The organism is Paraburkholderia lebeckiae, assembly GCF_014201005.1.
GTDB lineage: Bacteria > Pseudomonadota > Gammaproteobacteria > Burkholderiales > Burkholderiaceae > Paraburkholderia > Paraburkholderia tuberum.
This window is the reverse complement of sequence record NZ_JACHDK010000008.1, coordinates 211851-237608: the sequence shown is the minus strand read 5'-3', so window position 1 is coordinate 237608 and position 25758 is coordinate 211851. Positions and strand designations below refer to the sequence as shown.

The 25758-nt window shown below is 60.8% G+C and carries 41 protein-coding genes; 17 read left to right on the top strand and 24 right to left on the bottom strand.

Annotated elements, in window-relative coordinates:
• Positions 1–79 precede the first annotated feature (79 nt).
• The 24 genes from HDG39_RS17860 to HDG39_RS17750 all read right to left on the bottom strand — a co-directional run bounded on the left by HDG39_RS17860 (position 80) and on the right by HDG39_RS17750 (position 16462).
• Positions 80–1012 (bottom strand): head decoration protein, encoded by a 933-nt coding sequence (locus tag HDG39_RS17860; RefSeq protein ID WP_184007244.1) that lies wholly within the window; start codon positions 1010–1012, stop codon positions 80–82.
• Between the two features lie 32 nt (positions 1013–1044).
• Positions 1045–1587: a hypothetical protein gene (locus tag HDG39_RS17855; RefSeq protein WP_184007242.1), complete on the bottom strand. Its 543-nt coding sequence runs from the start codon at positions 1585–1587 to the stop codon at positions 1045–1047.
• Positions 1588–1678: 91 nt separating this feature from the next.
• On the bottom strand, positions 1679–2482 hold the full coding sequence (locus HDG39_RS17850) for a S49 family peptidase (protein WP_184007240.1): 804 nt from the start codon (positions 2480–2482) through the stop codon (positions 1679–1681).
• Positions 2451–3317, bottom strand: coding sequence for a GIY-YIG nuclease family protein (locus HDG39_RS17845; protein WP_184007238.1), 867 nt, complete (start codon positions 3315–3317; stop codon positions 2451–2453). Before HDG39_RS17845 ends, HDG39_RS17850 begins: the two co-directional genes overlap by 32 nt.
• A 64-nt stretch (positions 3318–3381) precedes the next feature.
• Positions 3382–5058, bottom strand: coding sequence for a phage portal protein (locus tag HDG39_RS17840; protein WP_184007236.1), 1677 nt, complete (start codon positions 5056–5058; stop codon positions 3382–3384).
• Positions 5058–5207, bottom strand: a complete 150-nt coding sequence (locus HDG39_RS35115; RefSeq protein WP_260328036.1) for a hypothetical protein — start codon at positions 5205–5207, stop codon at positions 5058–5060. The genes HDG39_RS17840 and HDG39_RS35115 overlap by 1 nt, the downstream gene beginning before the upstream one ends.
• Before the next feature lie 103 nt (positions 5208–5310).
• On the bottom strand, positions 5311–7383 hold the full coding sequence (locus HDG39_RS17835) for a phage terminase large subunit family protein (protein WP_311666619.1): 2073 nt from the start codon (positions 7381–7383) through the stop codon (positions 5311–5313).
• Between the two features lie 16 nt (positions 7384–7399).
• On the bottom strand, positions 7400–7993 hold the full coding sequence (locus tag HDG39_RS17830) for a hypothetical protein (RefSeq protein WP_184007233.1): 594 nt from the start codon (positions 7991–7993) through the stop codon (positions 7400–7402).
• 124 nt (positions 7994–8117) lie between these two features.
• Positions 8118–8795 (bottom strand): hypothetical protein, encoded by a 678-nt coding sequence (locus HDG39_RS17825; protein WP_311666617.1) that lies wholly within the window; start codon positions 8793–8795, stop codon positions 8118–8120.
• 7 nt (positions 8796–8802) lie between these two features.
• Positions 8803–9036 carry a hypothetical protein gene (locus HDG39_RS17820; protein ID WP_311666615.1) on the bottom strand — a complete coding sequence of 78 codons (234 nt, stop codon included), beginning with the start codon at positions 9034–9036 and terminating at the stop codon, positions 8803–8805.
• Between the two features lie 572 nt (positions 9037–9608).
• Positions 9609–10040: a hypothetical protein gene (locus tag HDG39_RS17815; RefSeq protein ID WP_184007230.1), complete on the bottom strand. Its 432-nt coding sequence runs from the start codon at positions 10038–10040 to the stop codon at positions 9609–9611.
• 190 nt (positions 10041–10230) lie between these two features.
• Complete coding sequence (locus HDG39_RS17810) at positions 10231–10497, bottom strand: hypothetical protein (protein WP_184007228.1); 267 nt, start codon at positions 10495–10497, stop codon at positions 10231–10233.
• Positions 10494–10748 (bottom strand): phage portal protein, encoded by a 255-nt coding sequence (locus HDG39_RS17805; RefSeq protein WP_184007226.1) that lies wholly within the window; start codon positions 10746–10748, stop codon positions 10494–10496. Before HDG39_RS17805 ends, HDG39_RS17810 begins: the two co-directional genes overlap by 4 nt.
• Positions 10745–11074: a hypothetical protein gene (locus tag HDG39_RS17800; RefSeq protein WP_184007224.1), complete on the bottom strand. Its 330-nt coding sequence runs from the start codon at positions 11072–11074 to the stop codon at positions 10745–10747. The genes HDG39_RS17805 and HDG39_RS17800 overlap by 4 nt, the downstream gene beginning before the upstream one ends.
• Positions 11071–11391 carry a hypothetical protein gene (locus tag HDG39_RS17795; RefSeq protein ID WP_184007222.1) on the bottom strand — a complete coding sequence of 107 codons (321 nt, stop codon included), beginning with the start codon at positions 11389–11391 and terminating at the stop codon, positions 11071–11073. Before HDG39_RS17795 ends, HDG39_RS17800 begins: the two co-directional genes overlap by 4 nt.
• Entirely contained in the window at positions 11391–11834 is a 444-nt protein-coding gene (locus HDG39_RS17790; protein WP_184007220.1) for a hypothetical protein, read from the bottom strand. The genes HDG39_RS17795 and HDG39_RS17790 overlap by 1 nt, the downstream gene beginning before the upstream one ends.
• Positions 11831–12298, bottom strand: a complete 468-nt coding sequence (locus HDG39_RS17785) for a hypothetical protein (protein ID WP_184007218.1) — start codon at positions 12296–12298, stop codon at positions 11831–11833. The genes HDG39_RS17790 and HDG39_RS17785 overlap by 4 nt, the downstream gene beginning before the upstream one ends.
• Positions 12295–12921: a hypothetical protein gene (locus HDG39_RS17780; RefSeq protein WP_184007216.1), complete on the bottom strand. Its 627-nt coding sequence runs from the start codon at positions 12919–12921 to the stop codon at positions 12295–12297. Before HDG39_RS17780 ends, HDG39_RS17785 begins: the two co-directional genes overlap by 4 nt.
• Positions 12921–13448, bottom strand: a complete 528-nt coding sequence (locus HDG39_RS17775; protein ID WP_184007214.1) for a DUF1064 domain-containing protein — start codon at positions 13446–13448, stop codon at positions 12921–12923. Before HDG39_RS17775 ends, HDG39_RS17780 begins: the two co-directional genes overlap by 1 nt.
• Complete coding sequence (locus HDG39_RS17770) at positions 13445–14617, bottom strand: replication protein (protein ID WP_184007212.1); 1173 nt, start codon at positions 14615–14617, stop codon at positions 13445–13447. Before HDG39_RS17770 ends, HDG39_RS17775 begins: the two co-directional genes overlap by 4 nt.
• 1 nt (position 14618) lies before the next feature.
• Positions 14619–14876 carry a winged helix-turn-helix domain-containing protein gene (locus HDG39_RS17765; protein WP_184007210.1) on the bottom strand — a complete coding sequence of 86 codons (258 nt, stop codon included), beginning with the start codon at positions 14874–14876 and terminating at the stop codon, positions 14619–14621.
• The gene (locus HDG39_RS17760) at positions 14873–15184 is read right to left on the bottom strand and encodes a hypothetical protein (RefSeq protein ID WP_184007208.1); all 312 of its coding nucleotides are present in this window, start codon (positions 15182–15184) and stop codon (positions 14873–14875) included. Before HDG39_RS17760 ends, HDG39_RS17765 begins: the two co-directional genes overlap by 4 nt.
• A gap of 16 nt (positions 15185–15200) precedes the next feature.
• Positions 15201–15392 carry a hypothetical protein gene (locus tag HDG39_RS17755; RefSeq protein WP_184007206.1) on the bottom strand — a complete coding sequence of 64 codons (192 nt, stop codon included), beginning with the start codon at positions 15390–15392 and terminating at the stop codon, positions 15201–15203.
• A gap of 743 nt (positions 15393–16135) precedes the next feature.
• Complete coding sequence (locus tag HDG39_RS17750) at positions 16136–16462, bottom strand: transcriptional regulator (RefSeq protein WP_184007204.1); 327 nt, start codon at positions 16460–16462, stop codon at positions 16136–16138.
• Between the two features lie 149 nt (positions 16463–16611).
• Between HDG39_RS17750 and HDG39_RS17745 the strand changes: the two genes are divergently transcribed.
• The 17 genes from HDG39_RS17745 to HDG39_RS17670 all read left to right on the top strand — a co-directional run bounded on the left by HDG39_RS17745 (position 16612) and on the right by HDG39_RS17670 (position 25728).
• Complete coding sequence (locus tag HDG39_RS17745; protein WP_184007202.1) at positions 16612–17439, top strand: S24 family peptidase; 828 nt, start codon at positions 16612–16614, stop codon at positions 17437–17439.
• A 10-nt stretch (positions 17440–17449) separates the two neighbouring features.
• On the top strand, positions 17450–18232 hold the full coding sequence (locus tag HDG39_RS17740) for a hypothetical protein (protein WP_184007200.1): 783 nt from the start codon (positions 17450–17452) through the stop codon (positions 18230–18232).
• A 200-nt stretch (positions 18233–18432) separates the two neighbouring features.
• Positions 18433–18609 (top strand): hypothetical protein, encoded by a 177-nt coding sequence (locus tag HDG39_RS17735; RefSeq protein ID WP_184007198.1) that lies wholly within the window; start codon positions 18433–18435, stop codon positions 18607–18609.
• A gap of 16 nt (positions 18610–18625) precedes the next feature.
• Complete coding sequence (locus HDG39_RS17730) at positions 18626–18808, top strand: hypothetical protein (protein ID WP_184007196.1); 183 nt, start codon at positions 18626–18628, stop codon at positions 18806–18808.
• A 25-nt stretch (positions 18809–18833) separates the two neighbouring features.
• Positions 18834–19043 (top strand): hypothetical protein, encoded by a 210-nt coding sequence (locus tag HDG39_RS17725; RefSeq protein ID WP_184007194.1) that lies wholly within the window; start codon positions 18834–18836, stop codon positions 19041–19043.
• Positions 19043–19171, top strand: a complete 129-nt coding sequence (locus tag HDG39_RS35110; protein WP_260328031.1) for a hypothetical protein — start codon at positions 19043–19045, stop codon at positions 19169–19171. The genes HDG39_RS17725 and HDG39_RS35110 overlap by 1 nt, the downstream gene beginning before the upstream one ends.
• 18 nt (positions 19172–19189) lie before the next feature.
• Positions 19190–19351 (top strand): hypothetical protein, encoded by a 162-nt coding sequence (locus HDG39_RS17720; protein ID WP_184007193.1) that lies wholly within the window; start codon positions 19190–19192, stop codon positions 19349–19351.
• Positions 19352–19424: 73 nt separating this feature from the next.
• The gene (locus tag HDG39_RS17715) at positions 19425–20489 is read left to right on the top strand and encodes a UvrB/UvrC motif-containing protein (RefSeq protein WP_184007192.1); all 1065 of its coding nucleotides are present in this window, start codon (positions 19425–19427) and stop codon (positions 20487–20489) included.
• 28 nt (positions 20490–20517) lie between these two features.
• The gene (locus tag HDG39_RS17710; protein ID WP_184007191.1) at positions 20518–20799 is read left to right on the top strand and encodes a hypothetical protein; all 282 of its coding nucleotides are present in this window, start codon (positions 20518–20520) and stop codon (positions 20797–20799) included.
• 106 nt (positions 20800–20905) lie between these two features.
• Positions 20906–21832 (top strand): hypothetical protein, encoded by a 927-nt coding sequence (locus HDG39_RS17705; RefSeq protein WP_311666606.1) that lies wholly within the window; start codon positions 20906–20908, stop codon positions 21830–21832.
• Positions 21833–21910: 78 nt separating this feature from the next.
• Complete coding sequence (locus HDG39_RS17700) at positions 21911–22633, top strand: HNH endonuclease (protein WP_184007189.1); 723 nt, start codon at positions 21911–21913, stop codon at positions 22631–22633.
• On the top strand, positions 22630–22917 hold the full coding sequence (locus HDG39_RS17695; RefSeq protein ID WP_184007188.1) for a hypothetical protein: 288 nt from the start codon (positions 22630–22632) through the stop codon (positions 22915–22917). The genes HDG39_RS17700 and HDG39_RS17695 overlap by 4 nt, the downstream gene beginning before the upstream one ends.
• An 8-nt stretch (positions 22918–22925) precedes the next feature.
• The gene (locus HDG39_RS17690) at positions 22926–23783 is read left to right on the top strand and encodes a hypothetical protein (RefSeq protein ID WP_184007187.1); all 858 of its coding nucleotides are present in this window, start codon (positions 22926–22928) and stop codon (positions 23781–23783) included.
• Complete coding sequence (locus HDG39_RS17685) at positions 23780–24055, top strand: hypothetical protein (RefSeq protein WP_184007186.1); 276 nt, start codon at positions 23780–23782, stop codon at positions 24053–24055. The genes HDG39_RS17690 and HDG39_RS17685 overlap by 4 nt, the downstream gene beginning before the upstream one ends.
• A complete protein-coding gene (locus HDG39_RS17680; RefSeq protein ID WP_184007185.1) occupies positions 24052–24387 on the top strand; it encodes a hypothetical protein in 336 nt (111 codons plus the stop codon). The genes HDG39_RS17685 and HDG39_RS17680 overlap by 4 nt, the downstream gene beginning before the upstream one ends.
• Positions 24371–25423, top strand: a complete 1053-nt coding sequence (locus HDG39_RS17675) for a hypothetical protein (protein WP_184007184.1) — start codon at positions 24371–24373, stop codon at positions 25421–25423. The genes HDG39_RS17680 and HDG39_RS17675 overlap by 17 nt, the downstream gene beginning before the upstream one ends.
• On the top strand, positions 25423–25728 hold the full coding sequence (locus tag HDG39_RS17670) for a hypothetical protein (protein WP_184007183.1): 306 nt from the start codon (positions 25423–25425) through the stop codon (positions 25726–25728). Before HDG39_RS17675 ends, HDG39_RS17670 begins: the two co-directional genes overlap by 1 nt.
• The last annotated feature ends 30 nt before the right edge of the window (positions 25729–25758 follow it).

Genomic DNA, 25758 nt, shown 5'->3' with positions numbered 1-25758 from the left:
AAAAGAAAAGCCGCCTTGGTGGCGGCCTCAATGCATTCATGAAAAGCCGCCCGAATGGCGGCGTCTGGTCAGGTGGCGATCAGCGCGGGATGATGGTCAGCGCCTTCAGCTGCGCGAGCGCGGCGGTGATCGCAGCGGCGCTCATGCCCGTCGGCCACACCAGTTCCGATGCGTTGACTTCGACGAGGCGAACGACCACGGCGCACGGCTTGTCCGCGCTCGTGACATCCTTCGTCGCGAACAGAATGGCGCTGGGGACCTGCGAGCCGTCCGTGTTGGCAGGGTCGAAGGGCTTGTACTTGCCCGAGCCGGCCGCCACCGTGACCGCGAAACTGTCGCCCGGCACGAACGCGGTGCCGCCTGCGGTGATCGTGAACGAGAGACCACCGGCCTTGAATGCAACGCCCGTGGTGCCGTGACCCACCTCAGCGCCCGTCGGATCGGAGACGACGAAGTGCGTTGCATCGTCGAATTCGACGGAGTAGACGCCAGCCTTGGCGGCATAACCAGCAGCAGTCAGCGAGCCAAGCGTACCGTTGCCGGTATTGGCGCCACCGGCAGCCGACGTGATACCCGGGTTGCCGGGCGCTGCAGTGGTCGTCACCGTGAACGTATCGCCGGCCACGAATGCGGTACCGCCGGCCGTGATAGTGAGGCCGACACCGAGAGCACTGAATGCGACGCCCGTCGAGCCGGTTGCGGTCTGCCCGTCCGGAGCGGTGACCGTGAAGGCCGTCGCGGAGGTGAACAGAATGTTGTAGACGCCGATCATCGTCGCCGGCGCCGCTTGCGCGGTGATCGCGCCGAACGTGCCGTTACCGGTGTTCGCGCCAAGCGCGGCAGCCGCCGCCGTCAGCGCGGATGTGATGATGCCGAGTACGGTGCCAGCCAGCACCTTGACGCCACCGGTCAGCGTGCCCTGTTCGATCGATTGATGGCCGTTCGCCTGCGAGACGAGAAAGCCACCGTTGTGCCAGTTTTCTTGAAACGGCGTATAGGTCGGGTTACCCATGATGGTTCAGTTCCTTTGGGGCAGAAGGTTGATTAGCGGCGGGAAGGGTTTGCGGCCTTCAAATTCGCGTCCCAGCGTGCCGCCAATGCCTGCTGAGGAGACTGCTTGGCACCAGCATCGACGCCAAGATTCGGATTCCGCGCAGCCCGACTCGCATGCGATGCCGATGACGGAGCGGGCGTGCCTTCCAGCGTCGCGAGCGCCTCCGCACGGCTCATGCGCGTTTTGAACGCGAGGTTCGCGGCAAGCATCGGGTTTCGTCCGGCGGCCGGTGAGGCGAAGATCGCGGCGCAGCGCGCCTGTTCGCGAAGACGTGCACGAGCTGCTGCGCTTTTGCCTCGCATTTCTTCATCGTCATCCTCGGCGTCCGGATCGGTATCGTCCTGCTCGCCGCGAGCGCGAGCTTCTTCCTCTTTTTTCTTCTCCTCTTCCGCTTTGCGCGCTTCTTCCTTTTTCTCTTCCTCGGCCTTGCGCGCCTCTTCGTCCTGCTTGTCTTTCTCTTCCATACGCTTCGCGTAGTCTTCGTCGGACTCGTCTTCGCGCTGCTTTTCTTCATCGTTTTCCGCGCGCGACATGCGCGAGGAGAGCCCGGCGAGATGGGCGAACGAAAGCCCGCGCGCCGCGAGGGAACGGATTGTCATAAAAACCTCTTAGGGTTTGGGTAGTTCAACCCAGCTCGGCGAGCAGGGATCGGAAAGCTTCGTCCGGCGCCATGACGGCATCGGCGAAGCCGATTTCGACGCCTGCGGCGCCGAGAAACGTGGATGCCTGAGTGCCGCGCACGGCCTCAATCGACATGTTGCGATTACGAGCGACCGTTGCGACAAACAATTCACCAAGCTCGTCGACGTCGGCCTGGAATCTATTGAAGGCCTCGTCCGTTAGCGGGATCTCGCTGTGACCGTCCACTTTGCGGTCGCCATAGTGGAAGAACGTCACAGCAATTCCGGCGTTGTCTAGCGCCTTCGATACGTCGACGTGTGCAGCCACAACGCCCACCGAGCCCGTTCCACCGGTTCGGGGAACGGTAATTTGCTCGCACGCACTGGCCAACGCGTATGCGGCTGAGTAGGCGACCTCTCCGCAGATAGCCAAGCTGGGTTTGATGCTTCTTGATTTGTATATGAGATCTGCGAGATCAAACAGTGCGGCGCAATCTCCGCCTCCGCTTTTAATCGAAAGCGCTATCGCCCTGGCTTTCGGGTCGGCAAGGGCAAGAAGGTAGTTAGCTCGGATACCGTCATAACCCGTGACGTCGCCCCAACTGTAGATCGTTCCCAACTCCTGAACCAGCGTGCCCAGGACTGGAATGACAGCAACGCCTTCGATGAGCTCATATCCCCTATCGAAGCTAGCTCCATCGTCAAAATCGCGTGCTTCAATACCCATAGCGGCCGGGAAATAGCCTGGGTGGATGGCGAGAGGCTTGCCGAGCAGATTACCCGCTAGTTTTGTCGGACTGACTATCATTCTTCGCTTTCCTTGCCTTGGCTTCTTTCAGTTGCTGACCTTTCGCAGCCCTTCGTTCCGGCGTCCACCACGCGATTCGTTTCGCCGCCGCCTCCGGAGACTGACAGGCGGTGCGAGCAGAAGCCAACCGATTCTTGGCCTCTTCAGAGGCGCAAATCTGCTTCAGCTTTTCTGAATGTGCAGCGCGACGCTCCGGATCTGCCCATTGGTTTAGAGCCCGTTGACGGCGAGAGTCGGACTCAGCCAGCTTTCGTTCTGGCGTCCATGATTTTTTTGCGGCCTCGCTTTTCTTCCTTCGCATTTCTGGAGTCGAACTGGCTTCCTTTTGAGCAGCGACGCGCATCATCCGCTGGGTCGGGTCGGCCCATAAGGCCCTTTGCTTGGCTGATTGCCGAGCTTTCCAATTCGGGTCCGACAGCGCTATCTTTACGAGATCCCCCGTTCGGCGGCGTTCCTCAACGCTCTCATAGCGGCTCTTGTGAACGACGGACAACTTCAACCGCGTCTCTTCGGATGGGACGAATCCCGGCGCCCCCTCGCCACCGTCCGTGTGGTTCGTTAAATTGTCGGTACCGTCCGCGGATCGATAGAAGGAGATCCAGTGCCGCTCACGCTCCTGCCAATCTTCATGCGCCACCTCAATGAGTTCGACGAGAGGGCGCATATCGATCGCTAGAAGAGAGGCGATCCACCGAGACACCCGTATCTTCTGTCTCCGGCTGTCGGAGATGTGTCCGCGCAAACGCGATTCGATCGACCGAACAGTTTTCCCGACATAGCGCACCTCGCTCGTGCGCGGATCACGCAGCAAGTAGATATTGGTTGGACGTTGCATGCACTTCCGATAGCCGAAATAAAAACGCGCCCCGCAGGGCGCGCTTCCGTTTATCGACAGCCTCTTATTGTGGCTGCGGTGTCTCTTGGGGTCTTGCCGCCTCTGCGGCAGCCACGGCTCCAGCCCACTCGGGCGGGGTGAGGCCTGCCTGCTTGAACGCAGCGACCTCAATCGCACGTTGAGCGATTACCTCCTCCCAATCCAACCCCTGCTCGGCGCACTCTTTCTTAAGAGTGGAAAGGCCACCGTCCATACGCATCACACTTCCAGCCGCCTCTTTCGTTGGATCCACCCATCCGCGCGCTACTCCAAGCCAGTCGCATCGCGAATACGCTGTGGCCGCATCGACGAAATCGGGCGCCCCCTTAGGCAACACGTCGTCGAGATCGCCTCTCTCCACGGCCTCTTGAAGCCATGAGGCATAGACGGGCGTCGCTGTTCCCACCTTGAACTCAGTGTTACGTCGAGTCAGCGTCTTCCAACTCTCCAGAAGCGCGGCGCGAGCGCTCGAGTAATTCGTCTTGCTCCAGTCCTGCGTGATCTGCTCGGCAGATACACCGAGCGCCGACGCAATCGATCGGAGCATTTCGTGGGCGAAGTCTTCGAACCCGACGTGTGGATGAGCGGCGTTGACCTGCTTGATTTCCTCGCCTGGAGCAAGGGTAGGAACGCGGACGCCGTTCAGCATCGCCGGGCGATCCTTGGCCCAATCGGCTCGGAGATCCTGATAAAAGCCCATCTCCTGGTCACCAGTTTCGGTGTCCATGGCCGCTTCGATCATCGCCGGGTCGTACGGGCTCGTCACGTACGTGCCGAAGATCGTCGCGACCGTCGCAGCCTGCAACTCGACACCGTAGTAACGCGCCAGCATCTTCGCGTGAGCCAGGACTGGCGTGAAAACGCCGATGCCACGATTTTGACCGGCGCGATCGCGCTCATAGTCGTGAATCACTCGGCGCCATCCATCGTCGTCTTCTCGCTCGACCCGTTCCCACTCCATCGACTCGACGGCGTTGTACCAGTCGTTTTGATGGGCTCTGCGGATGTGATAAGCGACCGGCACGCCGTCGTCATCGATCTCGACGCCACCACGCAGATACTTGGTGTCGAGCATCTGATATGGGTTCGACAGCCGATCGGGATCGACGAGCAGGAATGCTGTCGCATACTGCGCCGCGCCACGGCCGACGCGCTCGGGCTTCCAGTGCGCAACGAACAGACTGTCACCATCGATCAGCTTGTGACGCAGGGCAAGTCGCAACTGTTGCGACATCGTCAATTGTCGAGAGACGTCGTTGTAATGCCCTAGATCTTCCGAATAGGTGCGCCACAGAGCCTCGACGGCCTTTCGATATTCGTCGGCCCATACCGCATCAAACTTCTTGCCGAACCGCCGCAAGTACTGCCAGTCTGGATTCGCCGACAGGCGCATGTGAGCGCCGACGGTATTGTCGAGAATCCGTGTGATGCCGCCGCTAGCCCAGCCGTCGTTCCGTGCTAGGTCGCGCGACCGCGACACCATGATGTCGCGCGAGACGTTGATTTCCGAATCCGCCGAGCGGATCCACGGATACCAGTCGCCCATTTCCTGCGTCTGATAGCTCGCGGCGTCATACGGAAACAGGCTTGAATTCGACACCCGCGTGTGGCCCGGGACGATCGATCCAGTATCCGCGCGCGCACGACCGCCGGCCGGCAGATCCCCGAAGGGCTTGCCGGAAGAATCGACGAGAAGTGACATCAGAAAAGAACCCTTCGTGCGCGTGGATAGTGGCAGATGATCCCAAGTGCCTTTTGCAGCATCAGGATGCTTCGATAGATCTGCGTTATGTCGCTTTGCTGATACGTGACCGACTTCGTGCCGTCGCCCTGGTTATAGGTAGCCGTCACGATCTTCGAGCCAGACGACAGATCGAACTAAGCCGCTTGAAGCGCGGCCAGCCTCGACTGCAAGTCCGCAGTGCTCATGCCATCCGTGATAGCCATTTCTTTCCTATGCGAGTCGGCTCGTCAGCTTTTTCCTGACGGGTCTGACATCCGTTGTTGAGGGCGTTGGGGCTGGCGATTGCTCGGGTGCCGACTGTGGCACCCACGCCTGTTGTGACGCGTCGTAGTCGAGCGGCTGCGCAACGAGATCCGCACGGCGGTTCAGCTTCAATCCGAGGTGCGTCAATCCGCACAGCGCGGCATACGCGTACACGCGACAGTCGAGCGCTTCATTCGCGCGCCCTGGCGGCAGTTCCCACACCCGATATTTCTGGCCGCCCGACACCTTCACAACGGAGCGTTCCGACGTGAGCTGCTCGAAATAGCCTATGTCGCGATCGTTCGGGAAGTGCATATACCCCGGTCCCGGTCCTTCGACGTGCAGGCGGTTCCGAATGGTGTCTTTCGCCGCATTAACGCCGAGAATCACTGGCCGGAAAGATGCTTTCGTCTTTCGCGTCGGCCTCTTGATCGGCCAGACTGGATTACGCTTGCCGCTGACTGCCGACTCGCCCTTGATCGCCCAGACCTTCCGACCGAGACGCGCTTTCGAGAAGTCGTAGACCTTCTGCGTGTGGTGACCACCCGAGTCGATACAGACCGCCATAGCTTCGAACGGTCGCCCATCAGCGCGATGCCAGATGCGATTTAGCAGCGCATCAAGCCTCTCCCACGGCTCGGGCGTTTCCATATCGCCTTCGATCACCTCGTAGGCGATCGACCAGCTTTCTTCGTTGCGGCCCCAACCAACGACTTCGACTTCGAAGCGATAATCCTGCGTGTCGACGCCGATCGTGATCACAGCGACACCGTCCGGCACTTCCGCCGCCCAGCGTTCGCCGCGCGCGAGGAGCGCCTCGAGCCGCAGCACCTTGCCGGAGTTCGGCCGGTACGGCATGCCCGCCTGCGTGTTCCACCAGGTCTGCTTCTTCTCTTCGTCGCCCTCGGCCTTCAGCCACTTCGCGGCGATGTCGGACGGCTTATCCTTCTGCCATGGGCTGTAGAGCTTGCTCGCCTGGAAGCCAGCATGCTCGTTGTCGACCTTCCATTCGCCGCACTCGGGGCACTTGGCGCGATACACCGCGTGGCGATCGCTTTCCCACCAGTCCCACACGACATCGATCGCCGCGGCGGTCGTCGCCTCGCGTGAGTCTTCCGGCCCGCGCCACGCGGCCTCGTATGAATCCAGGGGGACGTGCCGTGCACCGCAGCACTCAAACGGGCGCGTCTGGTGCCACCGTGCGGTTTGCAGCGCACGCAGCCGATCGCCTTCCGACCAAATTTGGCCGCAGGCCTCGCACGAGATGCGAGCCGTCTTCGGGAAATGCTCAACAACGTTGCCGCTTTCGTCGCGACGCTTGTCCCAGTCGACATGCTTGAAGAAGTCCGGGAACATGCGATGCCCGCAGTGCGGGCACGCGATTGAAGCGCGGCGTTGATCCGATTCCTTGTAGCTGGCCTCGATCCGGCTCTCGTCCTCGACCGTCGGCGAGCACGCGCGAATCGACAGCCAGTTGACGCCGAACGTCGCGGTCCGCTCTTCGGCCAGCGCTATCGGCTCGCCTTCGCGGGTGACCGGATACTTATCGACCTCGTCCGCGAGAATCACGCGCACCGGGCGCCGCGCGAGGTTGTCAGGGCTACCCGCGCCGGCCAGCGCCAGGAAGCCGCCGGGGAACGCCTTGAACAGCAGCGTCTCGTCAGCGTTCCGGGTCTTGCTCGTGCCGACGATCTCGCGCAGCACCGGCGTCACACGGATCAGTGGGCTGATCCGTTCTTTACTGAACTGCTCGGCAGCGTCCTCTTTCGGTTGCAGCAGCAGGATCGGGCAAGGATCCAGGTGCGCGAAGTACCCGAAGACGTTCTCAAGCAGCGCGGTCTTCAGCAGCTGTGTGCTCACCATCGTGGTGACGACGTGCACGCCGGGCTCGGTCACCGCGAGCATCGGCCCGCGCGCGACCTCGACAGTCGAGGTTTCCCAGTTGCCCGAGGTGCTGCCGGCTTCCTTCGCAAGCTTGCGGAAGGTGTCGGCCCACGCCGGCACGCTGATGCGCGGCGGGGGGGTCCATGCACGGCGCACCGACGCACGGAGCTTGTCAGCCTTCTCGTTCCGAGAAATTGGCTTCCGGCTCGCCGAGTTGGGCAATCTGCTTGTGGACATGCGCGGTTAGGGTCTCGACAACTCGGTCGGCCTCGACGCCCAGGTCGGCTGCCAAGATCGGACCTACTCTGGTCGGCCAGTTAAGCCACGCATCGCGCTGCGCCCGGAACTCCTCGAAGAGGATTGCTGTTGCGGTATCCAGCTCGACGAGCGACCCGGACTTGCGTTCGTACTCGAGCTGAGCCATCAGCCCCAGGTAGTTCTCTTTGAGGCGACGCGCTTCGTCGAAACTGAGCAATTCAACGTTGCCCGACAGGATTCGACTGGCCACCTCGCCGGCACTCTCGCCGTGCTCGAGCGTTACCCCTTTCGCGGCCTGGGTAACAGACTGCCGCTTGTTACCTCGCGACGCTTTCGAGGCCGGTTCGGTAACAGCCGGAACGCCATCGCGCCGGTAGCGCTTCAGCAGTTTGTTCGACTCTTCGACGTTGACCTCATCGCCGGCAAACACAAGCCAGCCGCGTTCCTTCCACTTCGTGACCGTCTTGCGACTGACGCCGTGGAGTGCTGCGAACTCGCTCTGATTCATTGCGCGATCTGTTACCTGTTACCCAAATTTGAAAATTCAGCGCTGGTGAAAAACCGCGGTGCGCAGTGCCCACGCGTTCGGAAGGGCGCCGGAAGGACCCAACCGACCCCAAAACCGCAGGATTTCACAGTTTCGCGGTGGCGATCGCTTGGTTCAGCGCCGCTTCGAACTCTCGCTCGAAGGTTTCGTTGACGACCTCGAACGCCCTCTCCCCAAATTCGAGATGCTGGCGCACTGGGCGCGCGTCGCCGAACCGGACGAGCAATTTGAGATGCCCTCGCGGGCTTCCTTGCACGACTGAACCACGCTTGCCTCTTACCTTCCTCACGCGAGCCGATGGTGGACGGCGCCAAACGCCGCCGATCGTCTCGCCTGATGATGTCTTGATGCTGCCGATAAAGATGTCTGGACGAGCCTGCAATCGCTTAAGCGCCGTCTTGCCGAAGTTGCCGTACTGATTGAGCAGCGTCCCGTCTTTCGGATTAAGCCACGTCCTGCCCGCGCCGAGCAGTTTGTGATTGCCGCCGAACTCGAACGGCTCTAGATACGCCGCCGCGATGTCCTTGACGAACACTCGCGCCTCGAGATTGCTCTTGAGCGCCCCTTTCACGCCGATCGAATTAACGGTGAAAGGCGTCGGCCGGTCGAACACTTCCGGCATTGCGGCTTTCTCGGCAGCCTGTGCATTCTTTGCCACGGCAGTCAGCGCTTTGGCTGTCGCGAATGGAAGTTGCTGCTTCTCCAGACTGCTCAGCGACTTCGTCAGCCTTTTCAGGTCGTCCGAGACAGAGATCTGGAACACGCGAACCTCATCGTTTCAGCCATGCGGCTGGAAGCACATCGCCGTCAGGCGGACCGTCATATAGCGGAACATCGCGCATCAGACGCGATGGTGCACCAACGGGAAATGCAGTCATCGACACAAGCGCGATCACCTTCTCAGGCAACAGCGCTTGATCGGTTGTTGCGTCGGTGATGATCACAGCCACCGCCTTCTTGCCGTTCTGCCAGATGGCCGAGCGCATCAACGCGAGTTCGCCCACGAGGGCGTCAGCGTCGATTTTCTTGGGTGGACGTGCCATTCATGCACCGGAAATAAAAAAGCCCGGCAAGCGCCAGGCGAATCCATCGACGGGGGTCGCTGGAGGAGACAAATAGAGAGCATGCGCCCTCAGATTGACGTCGCCAGGCTGTGCACTGCGTAGCCGACCTACGCGTTGCGGCGCCAATCTGAAAGCACTTTGAGACCCGCTCGCGGCTCATTACCCTCTGGATCGCATGTAGCGCCAGACGCCGTTGGCCTTGAGCGGTCCCGACATATACGCGCCGTGTGCGCTGGAATTCAATCCAGTCCCAAACACCGATAGGCGTCGCTGTGGCTCACACAGAGCCGTATTCATGAAATCGTTCGAGGTGCGTGCCGTGCTCGCGATTGAGCGTTTAAGTGGCGGTCGTCTCGCTTATCGCTTCATGGCTCACCCCGTCTTCAAATCGCGCGCTGAAATGAAAAAAGCCCGCTGGCGTTCGCTCAGCAGGCTTTTTCTACCGACGCCTATGCCTCCCATCAGGGAAGCAAAAGCTCACGCGCAAGGCGGATTCGGTCATCGAGACCCGACTATAAAACAGATTTCTCGGGTTTACAACCATCTGTACGAACAATTTTTATGATTTCTTTCGCCGACAGCACGGCGATGCGCTTCGATATGGCCGCGTGCGCCTCGGCGAGCACGAGATCAAAGCTGCGGCCGCGTAGTACCGCACGGTGCGTCTTGCGCATTCTCGTCTGCACCTGCTCAGGCGACATGCGCAAAACGTACGTGTACTTCAACACCCACTTCGAAACGTGGTCGGGCATCGACGACCAAGCCGCCTCGATCAGCCACCCGTCCTTCTCAACCGGCGTGACAGCCGACGGTGCACCAGCGCCGTCGCGCAGCGCGACGCACAGCCGCGCCCATTGCGCACACACGCCGTCATGGAACTTCGGGGAGCGCACGGTAAATCCCCAGTTGTCCAGCCGTTCCTCAATGCTCTGAAAATCTCTCATCTATCCCCCGTGCGGTATTTGCTGCATCTCACCATCATGAATACGTCTCGCTGCGCTTTCTGCCGCCCCTTGCGACACATGAATTTGCGGAAGCCGGGTGTGTAGTCTCGGTCCAGATCCCGGCATCCTGCGCATGTCTGTTCTTGCCGCTCCTGCACGATGACCATGGGATCGCGCTGCTCGGCCAATCTCATACACAGCCCACCGATGCACGGTACTTCGCGTAGGGCTTGCGGATGTGCTGGTCGAACTTGGCGCGCGCCGCAGCGTTGTGGTCGAGATCCGCACGGCTCGCGACGCCACACACCGCACGGATGAACGCAGCCGCGTCGCTTGCGCCGTGGCACGGATTTTCCTGAATCAGTTCCACCCAGTCCCAGAAAGCCCGCTCGTTTGACCACATGCCGGCCAGCTTGGCGAGTTCGCCGCCCTTCGGTCGTTGCGTGGTCGCGCTCATGACATCACCGCCGCGAAGCTGATGCCGTGGTGCATCAGCCAAGCCACCAGGCTGTTACGCAGCTCGTCAGCGCGCGGGAACGGGAATTCGATCTGGATGCGGTTGTCGCTCAGCACCTCGATCTGGCCGGTGAGCGGGCAGCCGTCAAACGCGATCAGCTTGGCCAATGTGACACTGTCGACGCGCTGGCTGCTCGAGTCGATCAGCGGCTGCGGCACGTCGGCGTACTGGATGTATGCGTGTGCGCTCACGCTACCTCGCCTTTGCGCGGGCAGTCGGCGCAAGGCTTGCCGGCTCGGATGAGGTTGCAGCAGATGCGAGGCTTCACCGAGTCATCCGCCGCTCGCGGCATCTTCTCGTAATCGACGGTCACCGTGACGATTGCCTCGTATTCGGAACCGTAGTTGCCCATGCGGCTCGACAGTTGAACATTCACGCGCGTACTGTCAGCATGCATTGGCACATCGGCCGCAGCGCAGACTTCCCGCGCGAGGATCTGCTTGATTTCGTCGACGCCAAGAACGGCACGATGCGTCTGCGTGTTCGTGCGCGCTGAATTGAACTTGATCTCGCTCATGCCGTTTGCTCCCTCACGTCCCATTCAAGATCACCACTGGCCAGAAACGCCGCCAGCGTCTTTCGATGCGTGTTCACCCATATCTGCACCCGTAGCGTTCCGTCCGGGTTGTAGCCGCCGTTCGACAGATTCGGCCTCAGGTCGTCGGCGATCTCGATGTCGGCCCAGATATAGTTCCGGCCGAGGCCGCGGTAGTACTCCGTGTGCTCCGGTCCGTAGAGCCGCACAACGTTGAACCAGCCGCTGTGATACGTCGATTGCGCATTGCCGCGCACGCGGCGCAGCGATTTCAGCGGCAAATTCACAAACACCTGCATTACGCTGCCTCCTGCATCGCGATTCCCGTCTTGCGTGCGCGCCGCGGCTCCCACCGAGCCAGCGCATCGTCAAAAGCAGCGCACTTCTCTTCGTATGGCGCGCCGCTGCGGTCGAGCCATTCATGGCACTTGGCGCACCCCGGCACCGTGAACCAGTGCTTTGCCCTGAGCCCGCCGGCCTTCCCGTGCTTCGACTGGTTCGAGTGGCAATCCACCACCGTGGGATCTGCCCAATCCGTCCACGGGCACTTCACGTTCAGGTAGCAAGGCTCGTCGCGGCAGGCATCAATGAACTTGCGACCCTCGGCGACCGTCACGCGCTTGCGCTGCGTCTTCATCGCTGCCTTGCGTGCGAGCCTCTGTGTGTTGCGCTCGAGTTGCGCCTTGAACGGCTTGCGCTCCAGCCGCTTTCCCGGCTTCTTGAAGGTCGAGTTCCACGTCATGCGTCGCAACCCTTACCGATCTCACCCGGGTTGTCGGCGGCCGTGAACCGCCGCCAGTGCACCCAACCGATCAGCGGGCAATGAAAACCCCACTCGCGATACCGCGGGCCCGTGACGAACAGCGTCCAGCATTCGCCGTCGGTCAATTCAAGGCGGTGAGCTGCGCTGCCGAACAGCCGAAGCTTGCAGTCGCCGGCGCGGCGTTCCGTCCGCACGTTGATGCCGCCGTGCGCGATCGTGTGCTCGACGTATTTGCCCCGCAGCAGGATCGACAGGTTCGACCATGGATGATCGTGGAGCGCCCGGTCGTCGTCGCTGCGCAGGAAGCGGTGCAGGTAGATGTTGAAGAAGCGATTACGTGGGATGACCCACCACCGGACCAGGTATGGATCTGCGACATCGCCGATGATGAAGTCCGGCCCGCGGCGCGTAAGGCGCGAGATGATTCGATCAGCGATCTTCATGCGGACACCCCCATCTGAACCATTGCGCGCATCGCGTTGCTCACCACCGGATCGGCCTGCGGCCACCAGGAGCATTCGCGCTCCCGATACATCTCGTCGCGCCGACGCTCCTTTTCCTTCTCGCTCATCACCACGTCCAAACCGTGTCGCTCAGCGTGTCGGAGCCTCAGTTCCTTTCGCGTGAGCGGGGGCGGTCTTACTGCGTTCTCGCCCTTTCCAAGCACGAATACAGCGGAGTTGAATCGGCTTCCGTAATCGCGGATATGCACTTGCTCCGCCTTCATCATCTCGGCGATCAGCCGGCGGATCCGCTTCTTATCGATCCCGGTCGACCTGTACAGATCGGCCTGGCACATACCGCCGCTGGTCCCCAACTGCGCCGCCAGAGTGGCTTTGTCGATCTCGACGGCCCGCGCCGCATTGGCTTTGTGCACTGCAACGGCCATCGCCGAGTGGCTCATATTCGCGTGGTGTGCCTTGTGTACCCTCAGCTTTCGCGCCTCTGCGCGAATCCCGATCGCAGTGCGGCCCGGCAACAGATGCACCTGATCCTCGATCGACAGCGTCGACTTGTAGATCTCCCGGACAATTTCGCGCTCTTCGTCTGACCACTTCGCGCCCATTACTTGACCTCCTTGATCGTGATGCCGCGCGCGGCCATCAAATGACGCTTGATGCGGTAACCCTCGGTGACGCGACCCTTCACGTCCTCGACGACGGTCGCGCCGTTCTGCTCATAGACGAAGTCGGCGACGTACCGCAGTGCTGGCCGCTTGCGGCCGGCGATCACAACCGGCTCGGCCAGGATGAATGGCACCTGAAGCTCGAGCTCGGCGATCTCGCCGCGCACCTGCATCTGCACCAGCTCATGCCAGCGCGCCATCTCCCGCTTGCTGTCGAACTTGATGCCGCCCGATTCGCACTTTTGGTTGCGGTACTTCGACTGCTTCTTTGCTGGCGGGGCCGTGATCAGCGACGGGTCGAACGGATCGTCGACGTCGATCGCGGCCGTCTGCGGCGGGACACCGGTCTTTTCGTAAATGCGGCGCTGCGCCGTCGTCATCGGTGCGCGCACAGACTCGCGCACATGCGCCGTGCCGACCTTCGTCGTTCCTTCCGGGTAGCGGAGTGCGTTCGTTCGGCGGGTCATTCCTCGTGCCCCGGCTTTGCGATTGCAGCCCGTACGCGCGCCGCTATGGCCGGTACCGGCTCATCGTCTGTGAACGCGACAGCCATTTCCTTCGCCATTGCCTTGATGCCGCTCGCGGACTTGTCCCAATCGCCCGACGCACGAGTGCCGTCCGGATTGCGCTTAACCGACATACGCCCCTTGACGTCGCCGAATCCCTTCGGGCTGATCAGGTAATCGAAACCCGCATGCGGCGGCAAGTCGACCTTGTCGCGTACGGCCGGGAAGTACCGCGCCCACGCATCCGCATCGCCCTTCAGGTGCGTCATGAACGCCCTGATTGCGCCGGCCCGCGCCTCGACAAAGACCGCCTCATCCACCGCGCCGATACGCTCCCCGAGTGCCTTGTTGAAGGCTCGGATCACGGCAAGTTCGGCGTCGGTGTACGCGGTCTGGATCTCGTCCATCCAGCCGCCGGCGTTCAGCCATGTGCCTGCGTGCGGGATGAATTGCGGGTTTTGCCATTGCGCCGAAGTCTTGGCACGCTCCAGACCTGCCATCAGGTCGTTGAAGAGCTGCTCGTCCGGGTTGCGCTTGGCAAACGCTTTTTCTGCTGTGGTCTTCGATTTCTTACGCGGGTATGCCGCCCAGAAAATCTCAAAGCGTTCGCGAAGCGAGCGCGAAAGGTTTTCTTTTGGAAATGTCTTTTGGTCTTTTCTTTTGGGTTTGTCTTTTGTGGTTCCGGAATCCAGAACCGTGGAGTTCTGACTTTCAGAACCCACCGTTACTGATTCCATAACCTTATGGTTCTGATTTTCAGAACCCCATGACGGCAGAACGACACGAACGTCCTGCGCCCACTTCGAATAGACCTTGTTCAGCGAGAGCACGCGAGCGTGGCGACCCTCGTCTGCGAGCAGCACGCGCATCTCGATCAACTGCGAGACGGCAAGCGACGCCTGCGGCTTCTGCATGCCCGTGCGCGCCATGATCTGGCTAAGCGCGAGCTGGTCAGACTGCTTGTTGAAGCCGTACGTCATCCGCCAAACGGTCAGGATGACCTTGTACTGGTTTTGGCTGAACGGCGCGAGCGTGATCGCCTCGAGCAGTTCGTTGGCAATGCGCGTGTATCCTTCCTCCAACTGCGGAGACCGGTACTCAGGCATGTGGATGACTTCGGCGAGCGCCATTTCAGGCCACCGTCACGCGAATGCGATAGACGCAACTGTTGCGCAGCAACACGGCATCAATCTGGCCGGCGCGATGAAGATTCTTGACGTGGTCGCGCACGCACGAAGTTGAAAGACAGCAGATCTCGGCTAGTTCTGCCATCGTGATCTTCGCCTCGCCAGACGACATGACAGCCTGATGGGCAAGAACGCACAGCACCCATTTGCGGACGCCCGGAATCTTGACCTCCATGGCCTTGTTGACCAGGTGATGGCTCACGCGGCCGCCTTCGGAGCAATGTCCAAAAGCTGCTGCTTCGTGTGGGTCGCCAGATCCTTCCGGGTACCGACAACCACGAGACGGCCGGCGTCGAGCAGCTCGCGCACGCGGCCGCAGACGCTGCTCAGCTTGAGATTGGTGATAGCGGCGATGTCTTCGCGCGTCAGCGGCGGACGGCCGTCGCGGAAAGCGTCGATCACCATCTGCTGCTTGGCGGCAAGGAGCTTCGCCGGCATGGCGTGATACGCGTCGCTCTGCGTTTCGGCGACGCGACGGCCAGAGTGGCCGCTATAGATTTCCGTCTGCATGGCGGATCTCCGGAGGTTAGGCGGCCTGCTTCTGATCCACGAGCGCGGCGTGCGCACGCTTGCTGAGCTGCTGCATCGTCGGAGCCGAACGCTTCGCGCCGCTCGGGTGCGTGTCGACCATGTACGAGCGCTGGGCGCGCGCCTGCTCCTTGGCACCGATGTGCGGCATGTATTTGCTGCGGCTGTACGGCGTCTTCTTTGACACCATCTGCCGCGCGCGTTTCGTGCCTGCGGCAACACGATGAACGCCGCGCGCCGCGCCAGCAACTGTGTTGCCAACGCCATTCAACATGGCGGCAGCGATCGCAGCCGCAGATGCGCCAAATACGGAAACTCGTTGCATGTGATCCTCCAATGGGTCTGACCACATCGTGGTCAGTAGTACTAAATCCAGACATAAGACGCCTGCCGCACAAGAGGCTTATGTGTCGATTCATCCCATTTGAGGCGCCGGCCGGTCCCCGGCTTGCTGCACTGCCCTACTTCGTCCCCTCGTGTCCCTTCTTGGGACGCGCTTCAAATGCCAATACCAGCGGGTGTGAGTACCCGTATGCGCTTTTGAGAACGTGATACCCCAGCAATTCGGGTGTCGAGATACCTTCGCGTGCCGCGCGCACCGCCAAATCGGCCGCTTCCGGGGCTGGGAGCTCAACAACGAGGCTGGTGTTGCTCTGCGTCATGCAGCTACCCGCGTCCCAGAGTGGGCCGAGTTGGCACTGCGGGCGATCAAGTTCGATGGCAAATTTCCAACCGTGCCAAACAACAACAGGTCTGCCATGCGGGACAACGCTGCCGAATCACTCTCGATGCCATGCAAAGCTTTGAAGGCCTGCATGCCGTCATATGTGCGATCCGAAAGCCGGGTCTTAACCTCGTTGCGAAACTCTGTGCGCCGAGACATAGGAACCTCCTCTGCAGTTACGTACTACGGGTTGAAAAAACGTTGGGCGCTCACGCCAACTTGCTATGCTTGGTAAACCCTCCTACCGGCGGTTGTACATCGTCGATCGCAGCAATGACTTCACCGTCCACTATTTGAGTCGGAGGAATGCCGTCTAGGGGGTTTGGATAGAAATCTGGGCACAGCTGATGCGGGGTTTTCTGCCATCCAGTTTTCTCTGCCAGCCAAAGGGTTCGATTCGGCGGAAAACGCTTGCGCCACTTGCTGATCGCCCATGGGCGCACGCCCAGCAGGTCTGCAACGGCGCTATCCCCACCAAGCAGATCGATAGCCTCGCCGACGGCGGGAGTAGAGGATGGGGCGGTGGTGTTTTCCATACCACCAGATTACTACTTAAAGTAGCTTTTGACAACAACAAAAAGTAGAAATGACGATGTCTTACTCGACTGGTAATCTTCTACCTATGGTAGAAAAAACGAATCTTCCGATCCGGTACCCTGATTTCTCGGCACGCCTGCAGCAGGCAATGGCAGACAAGCCCATCAAGATCGAGGGTGTCGTGTCCTATTTCAAAGAGCGCGGCGTCTCGATCACATACGAAATGGTCCGGCGGTACACGCTCGGCCAGGCAATGCCTCGACAGGAAAAGCTGCGCCTACTTTCTGACGCTGTCGGTGCGCGGCCCGAAGCCCTCGTGTACGGCCCATCAATTAACGAGAACTTCGGGATCGGCCTGAACGAAGGCAAGGAAAATGTCAAATCTCCGAGTAAAGGGGGAAAAAGCGGTCTAATTGATGCACCGGCGACACTACAAGCCGGTAAAGATGACGAAATAAAGACGTCGGGAGAGCCGCCATTAAGGGACGGCCGCTTGTCGGTAAGCGCTAGACCAATCTTGGCCTGGGACGACGCCTCAGAACTTGGCGAAGAGTACGTCTTGATACCGCGATTAGAAGTGAAGGCGTCGGCGGGGAATGGCCGCATCGCCTGGCATGTGGACGAGAAAGGGCAAAAGCAGGCGTTCCGGAAAGCGTGGTGCTCGCGACTTGGCATCCGGCCCGAGCAGGCCGCAACGATCGTTGCCGAAGGGTCGAGCATGGAGCCGCGCGTTCGCGATGGGGACTCGCTCGTGGTGGACTATCGGGCGACCGAACTCATGTCCGGCAAGGTGTATGTGCTGTCCTTTCAGAACGAAGTCTTCGTCAAGCGAGTCTTCAAAAAGCCGAGCGGCGGCCTGACGATCCATTCCGATAACCCCGACAAGGGAACGTATCCGGACATGGAGATCGACCCTTCCGATGTCGAGCATATCGAGATAATCGCGCTCGTCGTTGCTGTCAGCGGCGCAATCTAACGGGGGCCCCATGCTGCCATTGGCACTTCGCGCGACCGTAGCGGCCGCCGCGTTCGCTAGCGCGAGCTGCGCGTTCGCTGACGATCCGTTCGTAGTGGCTCTGCTGTCCACTCCGCAGCAAATGGATGTCGCCTGCCGGAATCTCGATCAAATTGGGATTCACTGCGTCGACGGCGCCGACGGCGCGACGCGAGACAAGTTGGGCCCGGGCGGTCTTCCCCTATCCAAATCAGAGTACTCACTTTTCGATCAGACAGACCGCCCTACGGTCCGCGGATTCCTGATCCGAGAGCGGCTGGTCGACAACGCTGGCAACCCGTACTACCGCGCGACAGCGACCATCTACAAAACTGGTTTCGCTGGCGTCGGCGTCACCCCAACATCCCTCTATAACAAGCCGTTCTGGGCCTTCGTCAGCGAAGAAATCCCGCTCGCCTTTCCGGGGTCCACGGAGGAAAGCGACTTTCTGGCGAGAATGGATGCCCAGATCGCAGCAGAAAAGGCTGCGGCCGACAGAAAGGCCACGATCGCCGCCGAACATGAACAGCAGCGCATGGCGGCGGCTGCGCAAGCCGCATCCGAAGCGGCGTATCGCGCGACGCCGCAATATGCACGCGATCAGGCGCGTCAGGCAGTCGCAAACTGCCGAGCCGATATAGCGCGCGCTCGAGCTGCCATCGCCAAAGACGATCGCATCGCACAGATCTCCGGCTATCAGAACGCCATCTTGCGCCGGCAGGCGGCAGCAATCATCGTAAATTGCGAAGATACGATCGCTCGCAGTGGCGACTGAACATTACGTCTAAATCCCCGCCAAACGAAAAACAACTTTTCTACTTTTAGTTGTTGACATTCACTCTACTTAAAGTAGAATTCATCTCAAGCGCTGGATGACAGCGCCGACGTGCGGAGCGCCCTAAGCTCAAAGCATTGCATGCCAGTGCTTTGTACTTAGAGCGCATCTCACACACCACCAGATCACCGGAGTGAGAGATGAACGTCAGAAAAGCCATGCACCGTGCAGCAACCAAAAGCCTCGACGGCCATTGCCGTTTCGTCGCGCAACTCGGTCGCACAGTCGTTGTTCTCTCCCTCTCTGATCTGGCCCACTGCCCAAAGGCGCGCATCCAGGTGGCTTACGCCGCCGGCAAGATGGTCGCGCCGAGATAACCGAAGAGAGACCAACATGTCGTTCAAATTCCAGATTGGCGCAAACGTGCAGATCGATGCAAGCGGCGAGGCCGGCGAAATCATCGGTCGTGCCGAATATTCCACCGGCGAAAACACCTACCTCATGCGCTACAAGTCGGCGGACGGCCGTGCCGTTGAATCGTGGTGGGGCGAAAGCGCTATCAGCCTGTTTGCTTGAGATCTGAGCTGGGGAGGATCCTGACATGAGCACTTTGCATGTACCAGCGCCGAAATTCACCGAAGAAACGCGCGCTCGCAATGAGATCGACTACTTCGTCGACGGCGGCATGACCGATGCCGAGCTCGAGCAGTACGCTCGCCGCACCACGAAGCGCCCGCTTCTCTGCTTCGCAGTCCTCGCTGCCGCGCCGTTCATCGTCGAAGGTATCTGCCGTCTGTTGGGAGCATGGTAATGCGCGACGTGAAGTTCTGCCTGCGCATGTGCGCTGCCTTCGCTGCGATCGTTCTCATCCTGGGCATCGCTCAGAAGTGGGACGACGTGCAGACCGAGCAAGTCCGCGTCTCCATGCGTAATACCTGATCCCGTAAAGGCTCACCGATGGAAACACTCTTGATGCCGACGTTAGTAGTCCTCTGTGCTTTCACGGTGGGTCTGTGCCTGGGGTTGATCCTTGGTGGCATGAACCGCGATACCGGAGCTCACGACGAAGCCTTTGGCGAACACGAATGCGATGCGCACTATCCGCGCGTCGGTGAATAACTCTCGGTCCGGCGGCTCCCAAGGCCGCGTCTTTGTGGGCGCTGTACTGGCCCCCTCTTTTTGGATACCTGACATGACTCTTACCAAAGGGCGCATCAACAGAACCGGCCGCGTGGTGTTCCATGACGCGAGCCTTCATGTGTGGGAAGAAAGTCTCATGGACGCGCGCGATGCTGGCGGTTGGAATGCGGCTCAAGAATGGGAGCGCCAGTTCAAGCATGACGTATTCAAGCGAATCGTTCAGTTACTTCGCCGCCTAGGTTGGACCGTCGAGCCGAACACGTACATCTTCACCGGCAACAACAATCGATTTGCCCGCAAAGGCGCCCTCAAGGCAGACCTGAAGCTCTGCGGCCGGCATATCGAGTTCGACATGTTCCAGAACGTGAACGCCCCGACTCGTCCAGATCACGGCGGCCGATACGAATTCAATCAGGAAGCGCTCATGCCGTACCTGATGCGCATTGAAATGGAACGCACGCGGCGCCGAATTCGCGATTACCTTTGCAACGTCTTTACGGGCTATGTCTTCGAACAGCCGAAGCGAGACAAGCGCGGGCCGAATGGCGTAACGGCGCTTGAATGGGTGCAGCAGTCCTATGCGGAGTCATCGCACTTCAAGGGCGACCTGACGAAGTACGAGATCAGCGGATACAACAACAAATCGGGCGACGGCGGCGTCATCGAGCACGGATCGCGCGTTTGGTTCGCCGACTACCACGGCCGCATCGTGACCGGCACGGCCTACTACAACATCAACAACATGTGGTGGGTCGTCACCGGCAAATACGACGTGCGCAATGAGGCCTCGTTCCACCTGTTCACGAAGTGTCCGCAGAACTTGCGGGTAAAGCGCAACGCTGATCGCCGCCGCAAGAAACTGGAGAAGCTGCTCTCGGCGGCCGTCGAGAAGATGGATTTCGAGCGTGCGGCCGTACTGCGCGATGTGCTTTTCCCGGGCAACCCCGAATTGTTCAACGTCTGGCATGACGACCACCAGATGTATCACTGCGCTGGCTTCTGCGGATACACCCGCGATCAGTCGAAGGCCGGCAAATTCACTGCCAACGAGCTGCGCGGCTGGGATGCCAAGCCGAATCGCATTGTCGCGATCTGCGCCGAAGCCAAAGCAGCCTAACAACCGAACGCCATAGCTAGGAGCCGACATGCCCCGCACCCCGATGACCGATGAAGAACGTGCAGCAAAGAAGCAGGCCCGCGCAGAAGCTGCAAAAGCGAAGCGCGAAACGCGCAAGGCTGAGCTGCGCGTCGAGATTGAAAAGCTCGCAAGCAAGCTCCCGCCTCACATCGTTCAGGGGGGGGTACAAACGGTTCGCGCGTGGAAAGACTCGCTCGACGCGGCTACCGCGAAAACGACTCTCTCGCGGGTTTCTGTCGACCGGCTGTCGGATGCGCTAGACAACCTTCGGCTTCATGTTGAGGCGTAGCGCGTGACCGGCAACGAATGGTTCGCTCTCGCCATAGTCGGCGCTGCAGCGGTGGGAATCGTGATGGCAGTAATCCAGGAACGAAAGAAGAAATAACGCCATGCCAATGAGAACTCAACCGGCATTACTCGCAGTCTCGGCGACCGCTACTGCCGCGTGTCTGTCGGTCATGGCCGGCTGGCAGCGAGGTGGACTGTTCGCGGAACGCGTTCTGTGGATCGCCGTCGGAGTCGTGCTGGTTGTCGCAGCGCATCTCCTGCCGGCTCTGATCCGTTCGCATGGTTGGCGCATTCGGATCGTCGGCGCCGTGCTTTGGATTGGCTGCATGGCGGCTACCTGCTACGGGCATGCAGTCTTCTTTTTGATGGCGCAGAAGCATGCAGGAGAGCTGCGCGCCGCGGCAGTACAGGCAGTCGTTACGGCTGGGCGCGACCTGACGGCGATCGCCGCCGACCGCGCCGGCGTAGTAGCGCGACTGGCTCGCGTGACCGAGAAGCGCTGTAGTAACCAGTGCGCCGGCATCCGGATCGAACGCACGGGCCTCACTGCTCGACTCGACGCGCTCGACATCGAGATCGCCGAAGCGAAGCGGGCAGAGGCTGCTCGCGACCGCGCCGACGCGGCACGCGACGCAGCGCTCGCGGATCCGGTAACCGGTGCGCTGACGGCGTTCGGCCTATCCGCCCCGCGCGCCGACCTGATTGCAGGCCTCGCCTTCGCGGCCGTGCTTGAGGCTGTCGCCTGCTTCGCCTGGCTGCTCGCCTTGGTCCCGGCCGCCGTTACTGAAATTGCGGTAACGCCCGTCCAGCAGGCCAGTAACGCCGAGCCAGTCACGGTAGTAACAACAGTCAGTAACGCGAGTGCGCCGCTTGAGTTGGTCGCGGGCGACCCGGCAGACGACGTTACCCGCGTCGCGACTGCCATCGCCGGCGGGACGCTTCGCGCAACCGTCGCCGAGATCCGCAAGTTTCTTGGTTGCTCCCAGGCTACGGCTATGACCATCCGGAAGCGGGTAATGCAGGCCGACCCGTAACCGCGCCGGGATATTTGCCACACGAATAAATGGCGGTTATTCGCCACCCAGATAAACCGACCCTTCGAGATAGCAGAGATGACGAAGCGCAAGGTGGGATCCACGACGCCGCAGCGCCGCTTCTGGACGGCCGCGGAGGTCGAGAAGATGAATCGCGAGTATCCGGAAAGGACGACCGCTGATCTGGCAGCCGAATTCGGCTGCTCTGAAGCTCGGGTCTACGCAAAGGCTGCTGAGTTGGGTCTGCACAAGTCAGCCGCCTTCATGGAATCAGACCGGTCCGGACGTATTCAGCGCGGGCGCGGTGACCCACGCATGGCGGCGACCCAGTTCACGGCCGGTCACGTGACGTGGAACAAGGGTACCAAGGGCATCAGCGGGAAGCATCCGAACACGGTGCGGACGCAGTTCAAGAAAGGCGAGATGCGCGGCGCCGCCCAGCACAACTATCAGCCGATCGGCACGTTGCGGCTGAGCAAGGACGGCTATCTCGAGCGGAAGGTGACAGACGACCACCCGGTGCCGGCGCGCCGTTGGGTCGGCGTGCATCGCCTGGTATGGGAAGCGGCCAACGGCCCGGTGCCGCGCGGCTTCGTCGTCTGCTTCCTTCCCGGGCGCCGATCAGCCGAACTCGAAAAGATCACGCTCGACGCAATCGAGCTCGTAAGCCGCGGCGAACTGGCGCAGCGGAATCATCCCCGGTCGCGTGACCCGGAACTGGCGAGGCTGGTTCAGTTGAAAGGCGCGATCACCCGACAGGTCAACCGTATTACCCGCGAGGCACAGGAGCAACAGTCATGAGCACGATCACCGATATGCGCGAACACCTTATGGAAACCCTCGCGGCTCTGCGCAACCGCGATAACCCGATGGATGTCGACCGTGCGCGCGCCGTTGCCCAGGTGGCCGGCGTGCTGGTCGACAGCGCAAAGGTCGAAGTCGATTACATCAAGGCGACCGGCGCGGACAGCGATTCGCTGTTCATCTCGCCGCTGAACAACGATCCGAGCCGCCTGCTCAAGGCTGAGAGCAAAGGCGCCATCCAGCCGACCACGACCGGCTTCGTCCATCGCATCAAAGGCTGACCCCTGACATGACAACCAACCAACCCGAAGCGGGTGGTCTCCCGCAAATGCCGTCGAACGTGTCGCATGTGATGCGTCGAATCCGTCGCTGCGAAAACGAATCCGCCGCGCAAGTGGTTCTGGAGCACTTCGCTATGGAATACGCGCGCGCCGCTCTCGCCACCGCCGCCCCTCTCCCTCGCTCTGCCGCGACTGTGCCGGAAGGGTGGACGCTCGTGCCTGACCACGCGAACGCAGACACTATCGTGACGAGCCTGTATCGCCGGTTTAAGGATTGGAGCAAGCGCGGATTCGGCCCTGATGATGTTACGTGGTGCGAGGTGAAGGCCGACGTACTCGCGATGATCGCTGCTGCCCCTCGCTCTGCCGCGACTGTTAGCGACGAGCGGGAGGCGTTTGAAGCGTTGCGTAGTCAGATGGCCTATATCGCCGCCTACTGCCCGGATGAGTCGGACGGTATGAGCAAGGACCGACTTGCAGACCGTCTGCGGGCAATCATTGAGCGAGCCCACAGAGCCATGAGCGATACCTGCGCCGTATCCACGCAAGCCACGGCGACGGGCGGGGGTTACGCCCCGCTGACCGAGGAAGAAGTTGAGCGGCGCAAGCAAACTGTTCGTGACTGGGCCAAGCGAACAGGCCACACGGCAGCACCGCAAGCAGGGCTGACGTGGCGATCGGCTATGGCCGGCCTTCTCGAAGTAGTCGAGGCACGCAACTCGCAAGGTGGAGGATTGCGCTTGAATGAGGAAGGACAACGCATAGTTAGCGCTGCCCGCACCCTTCTCGCCGAGCAATCCGCCGCTCCACAGGCCAGCTCCGAAAAGCGCGATGCTATCGACGCCCGCGCAAAGGAGCGCTCATGAGCGGCAAACCACTCGCTGGGAAGCGCGCATTTGAGGCTATGGGGCGTCGCGCTGCATCGATGGGCATGCCATTGCTTCACAAGCGCTTGGAGCGTCTTGGCTGGCCGATGTGGGCACGCAGCGCATATGCCCGAGGCTGGATTCAACAACCTTCGAAGCGCCAACAGACCGAACGTGTCGTGCAAGGTTTCATCGACCGTTCCATCCGCGATGGTGTTTCGCTCTGCGTGACGGTCGATCGCTTTGTCGCAGAAATAAAGGAGCGCTCATGAACACAACCCCATCCCAAAGCGCGCAAGCGATGAGCGACGAACGCGCGGCGTGCGAAGCTACGTTCCCCCACTTGAGCCATGCCACCGCCCTTGACGAAGGGCTCGCAGCGTACCGTGACACGAAGATGCAGGGTGTATGGGAAGGCTGGCAAGCCCGCGCCGCTGCAAGCGCTCAGGCGACTGTGCATCCGACCCCGATCTCGATCAGCACCGAGAAGATTTGCGAGGTGGCGAAAAAGTACAACCTCGGCAATCCACGTCTCGACGCGCTGCGCGGCTTTGTCAATGAAATCATCCTGGTCAATGGGGCCGAATATGCAAAATCAGAATGAGTCGCTAACTGCTGAGCAGCGTAAGCAAATCGCGCGGATCGTTCACGCCGACTGCACTCTAATTCCCGGCGCGACCTTCTACAACGCAGCAGAAATGGCGATCGAGGCGACGCTGGCGCAAGTCGCCACTCCCCCATCCCCCGACGCGCGCGAAGCCGTAGGCGGGGTGACGGCAGCAGAGAATCCGACCGGCATCGGATATGACACCGACGACGCAACACTCGAAGCGATTCTGTCCGATGACCCCACCCCAACACCGTCTGAGGCTGTGCAGGCGGTTGCGTACTGTCGGCGCGACACCGTTTTCGGTTGGCAAGGTCAGTTGATGAACGCGGCCATGATGTTTCCGTCTCCGGCTGGCCTGAAAGACCCGATCGCTCTCTACGCCACCCCACCCCTGGATGGAGCACAGGTCAGGATCACTTGCGAGATTGCAGACAGGATCGAACAGATGGAAATCATCGATGTGAAACTGGTAGATGGACTGCTTCACATAGCAGGACGTCTAGAGGATGGAGCGCAGATCAGGGATGCGTGGCAACCGATTGGGACGGCGCCGAAGGAGACGGCAGTGCTTGTGTACACAGGCTGCTCATATGAGATCGCCCACTTCAATACGCTGCTCGACAAGTGGGTAGCCTGCTATGACCATCGGCACCTATCCGGGCCGATGCACATGCACTGGATGCCACTGCCTAAAGCACCAGGCGCCGATGCTCAGCCGGCTGACCCCGACGAATCCGACCTTTTCACGCTGCTATGTGAGATCCGCGCGGCTTGCGGAGATAACGGAGAGCGCGAGAGGGATGAGCTTGTGCGGTATATCGCAGGGCTTCGAGATAACGCCCTGGAGGAAGCCGCGAAGGTGTGCGGCGAGATAGCTGGTGATTGCTGGATCCTCTACAAGGGACGAGCGCCCTACACAGGCCGGGAAGCGGGACGTGCTGACCCGCAGGTGCAGGGCGAATCGGACGGTGCGGACAAATGCGCGGCTGCTATCCGCGCCCTGTCTCAACAACCGACCCAGGAGGGGTGATGAAAATCACTTTTGACCAGACCGGCGAGTTCGAAGCAACTCGCGCCGCAGAGGAATGGTGCGATGCGCGAGGCATTGCAGTCGGCACCACGCAAAGAGGTTCGCCGCGAGGCCTGCTCGTCGGCTACTACCGGATTGCCAAGTGGCGGAACCTGAACGACTCGGAGCGTCGAGAACTTGCCGGCACGATGACTGGCGACGGGCGACACGGGCCGATCACCATCAACCTGAAAGGTGATGCCAACGATTACCCGCTGCTGACGCCGGAACAGCTTGAGCACTTTGCGGGGTCGTCGTCGGAATGACCGAAGCAGCACAACGAATGATCGAAACCA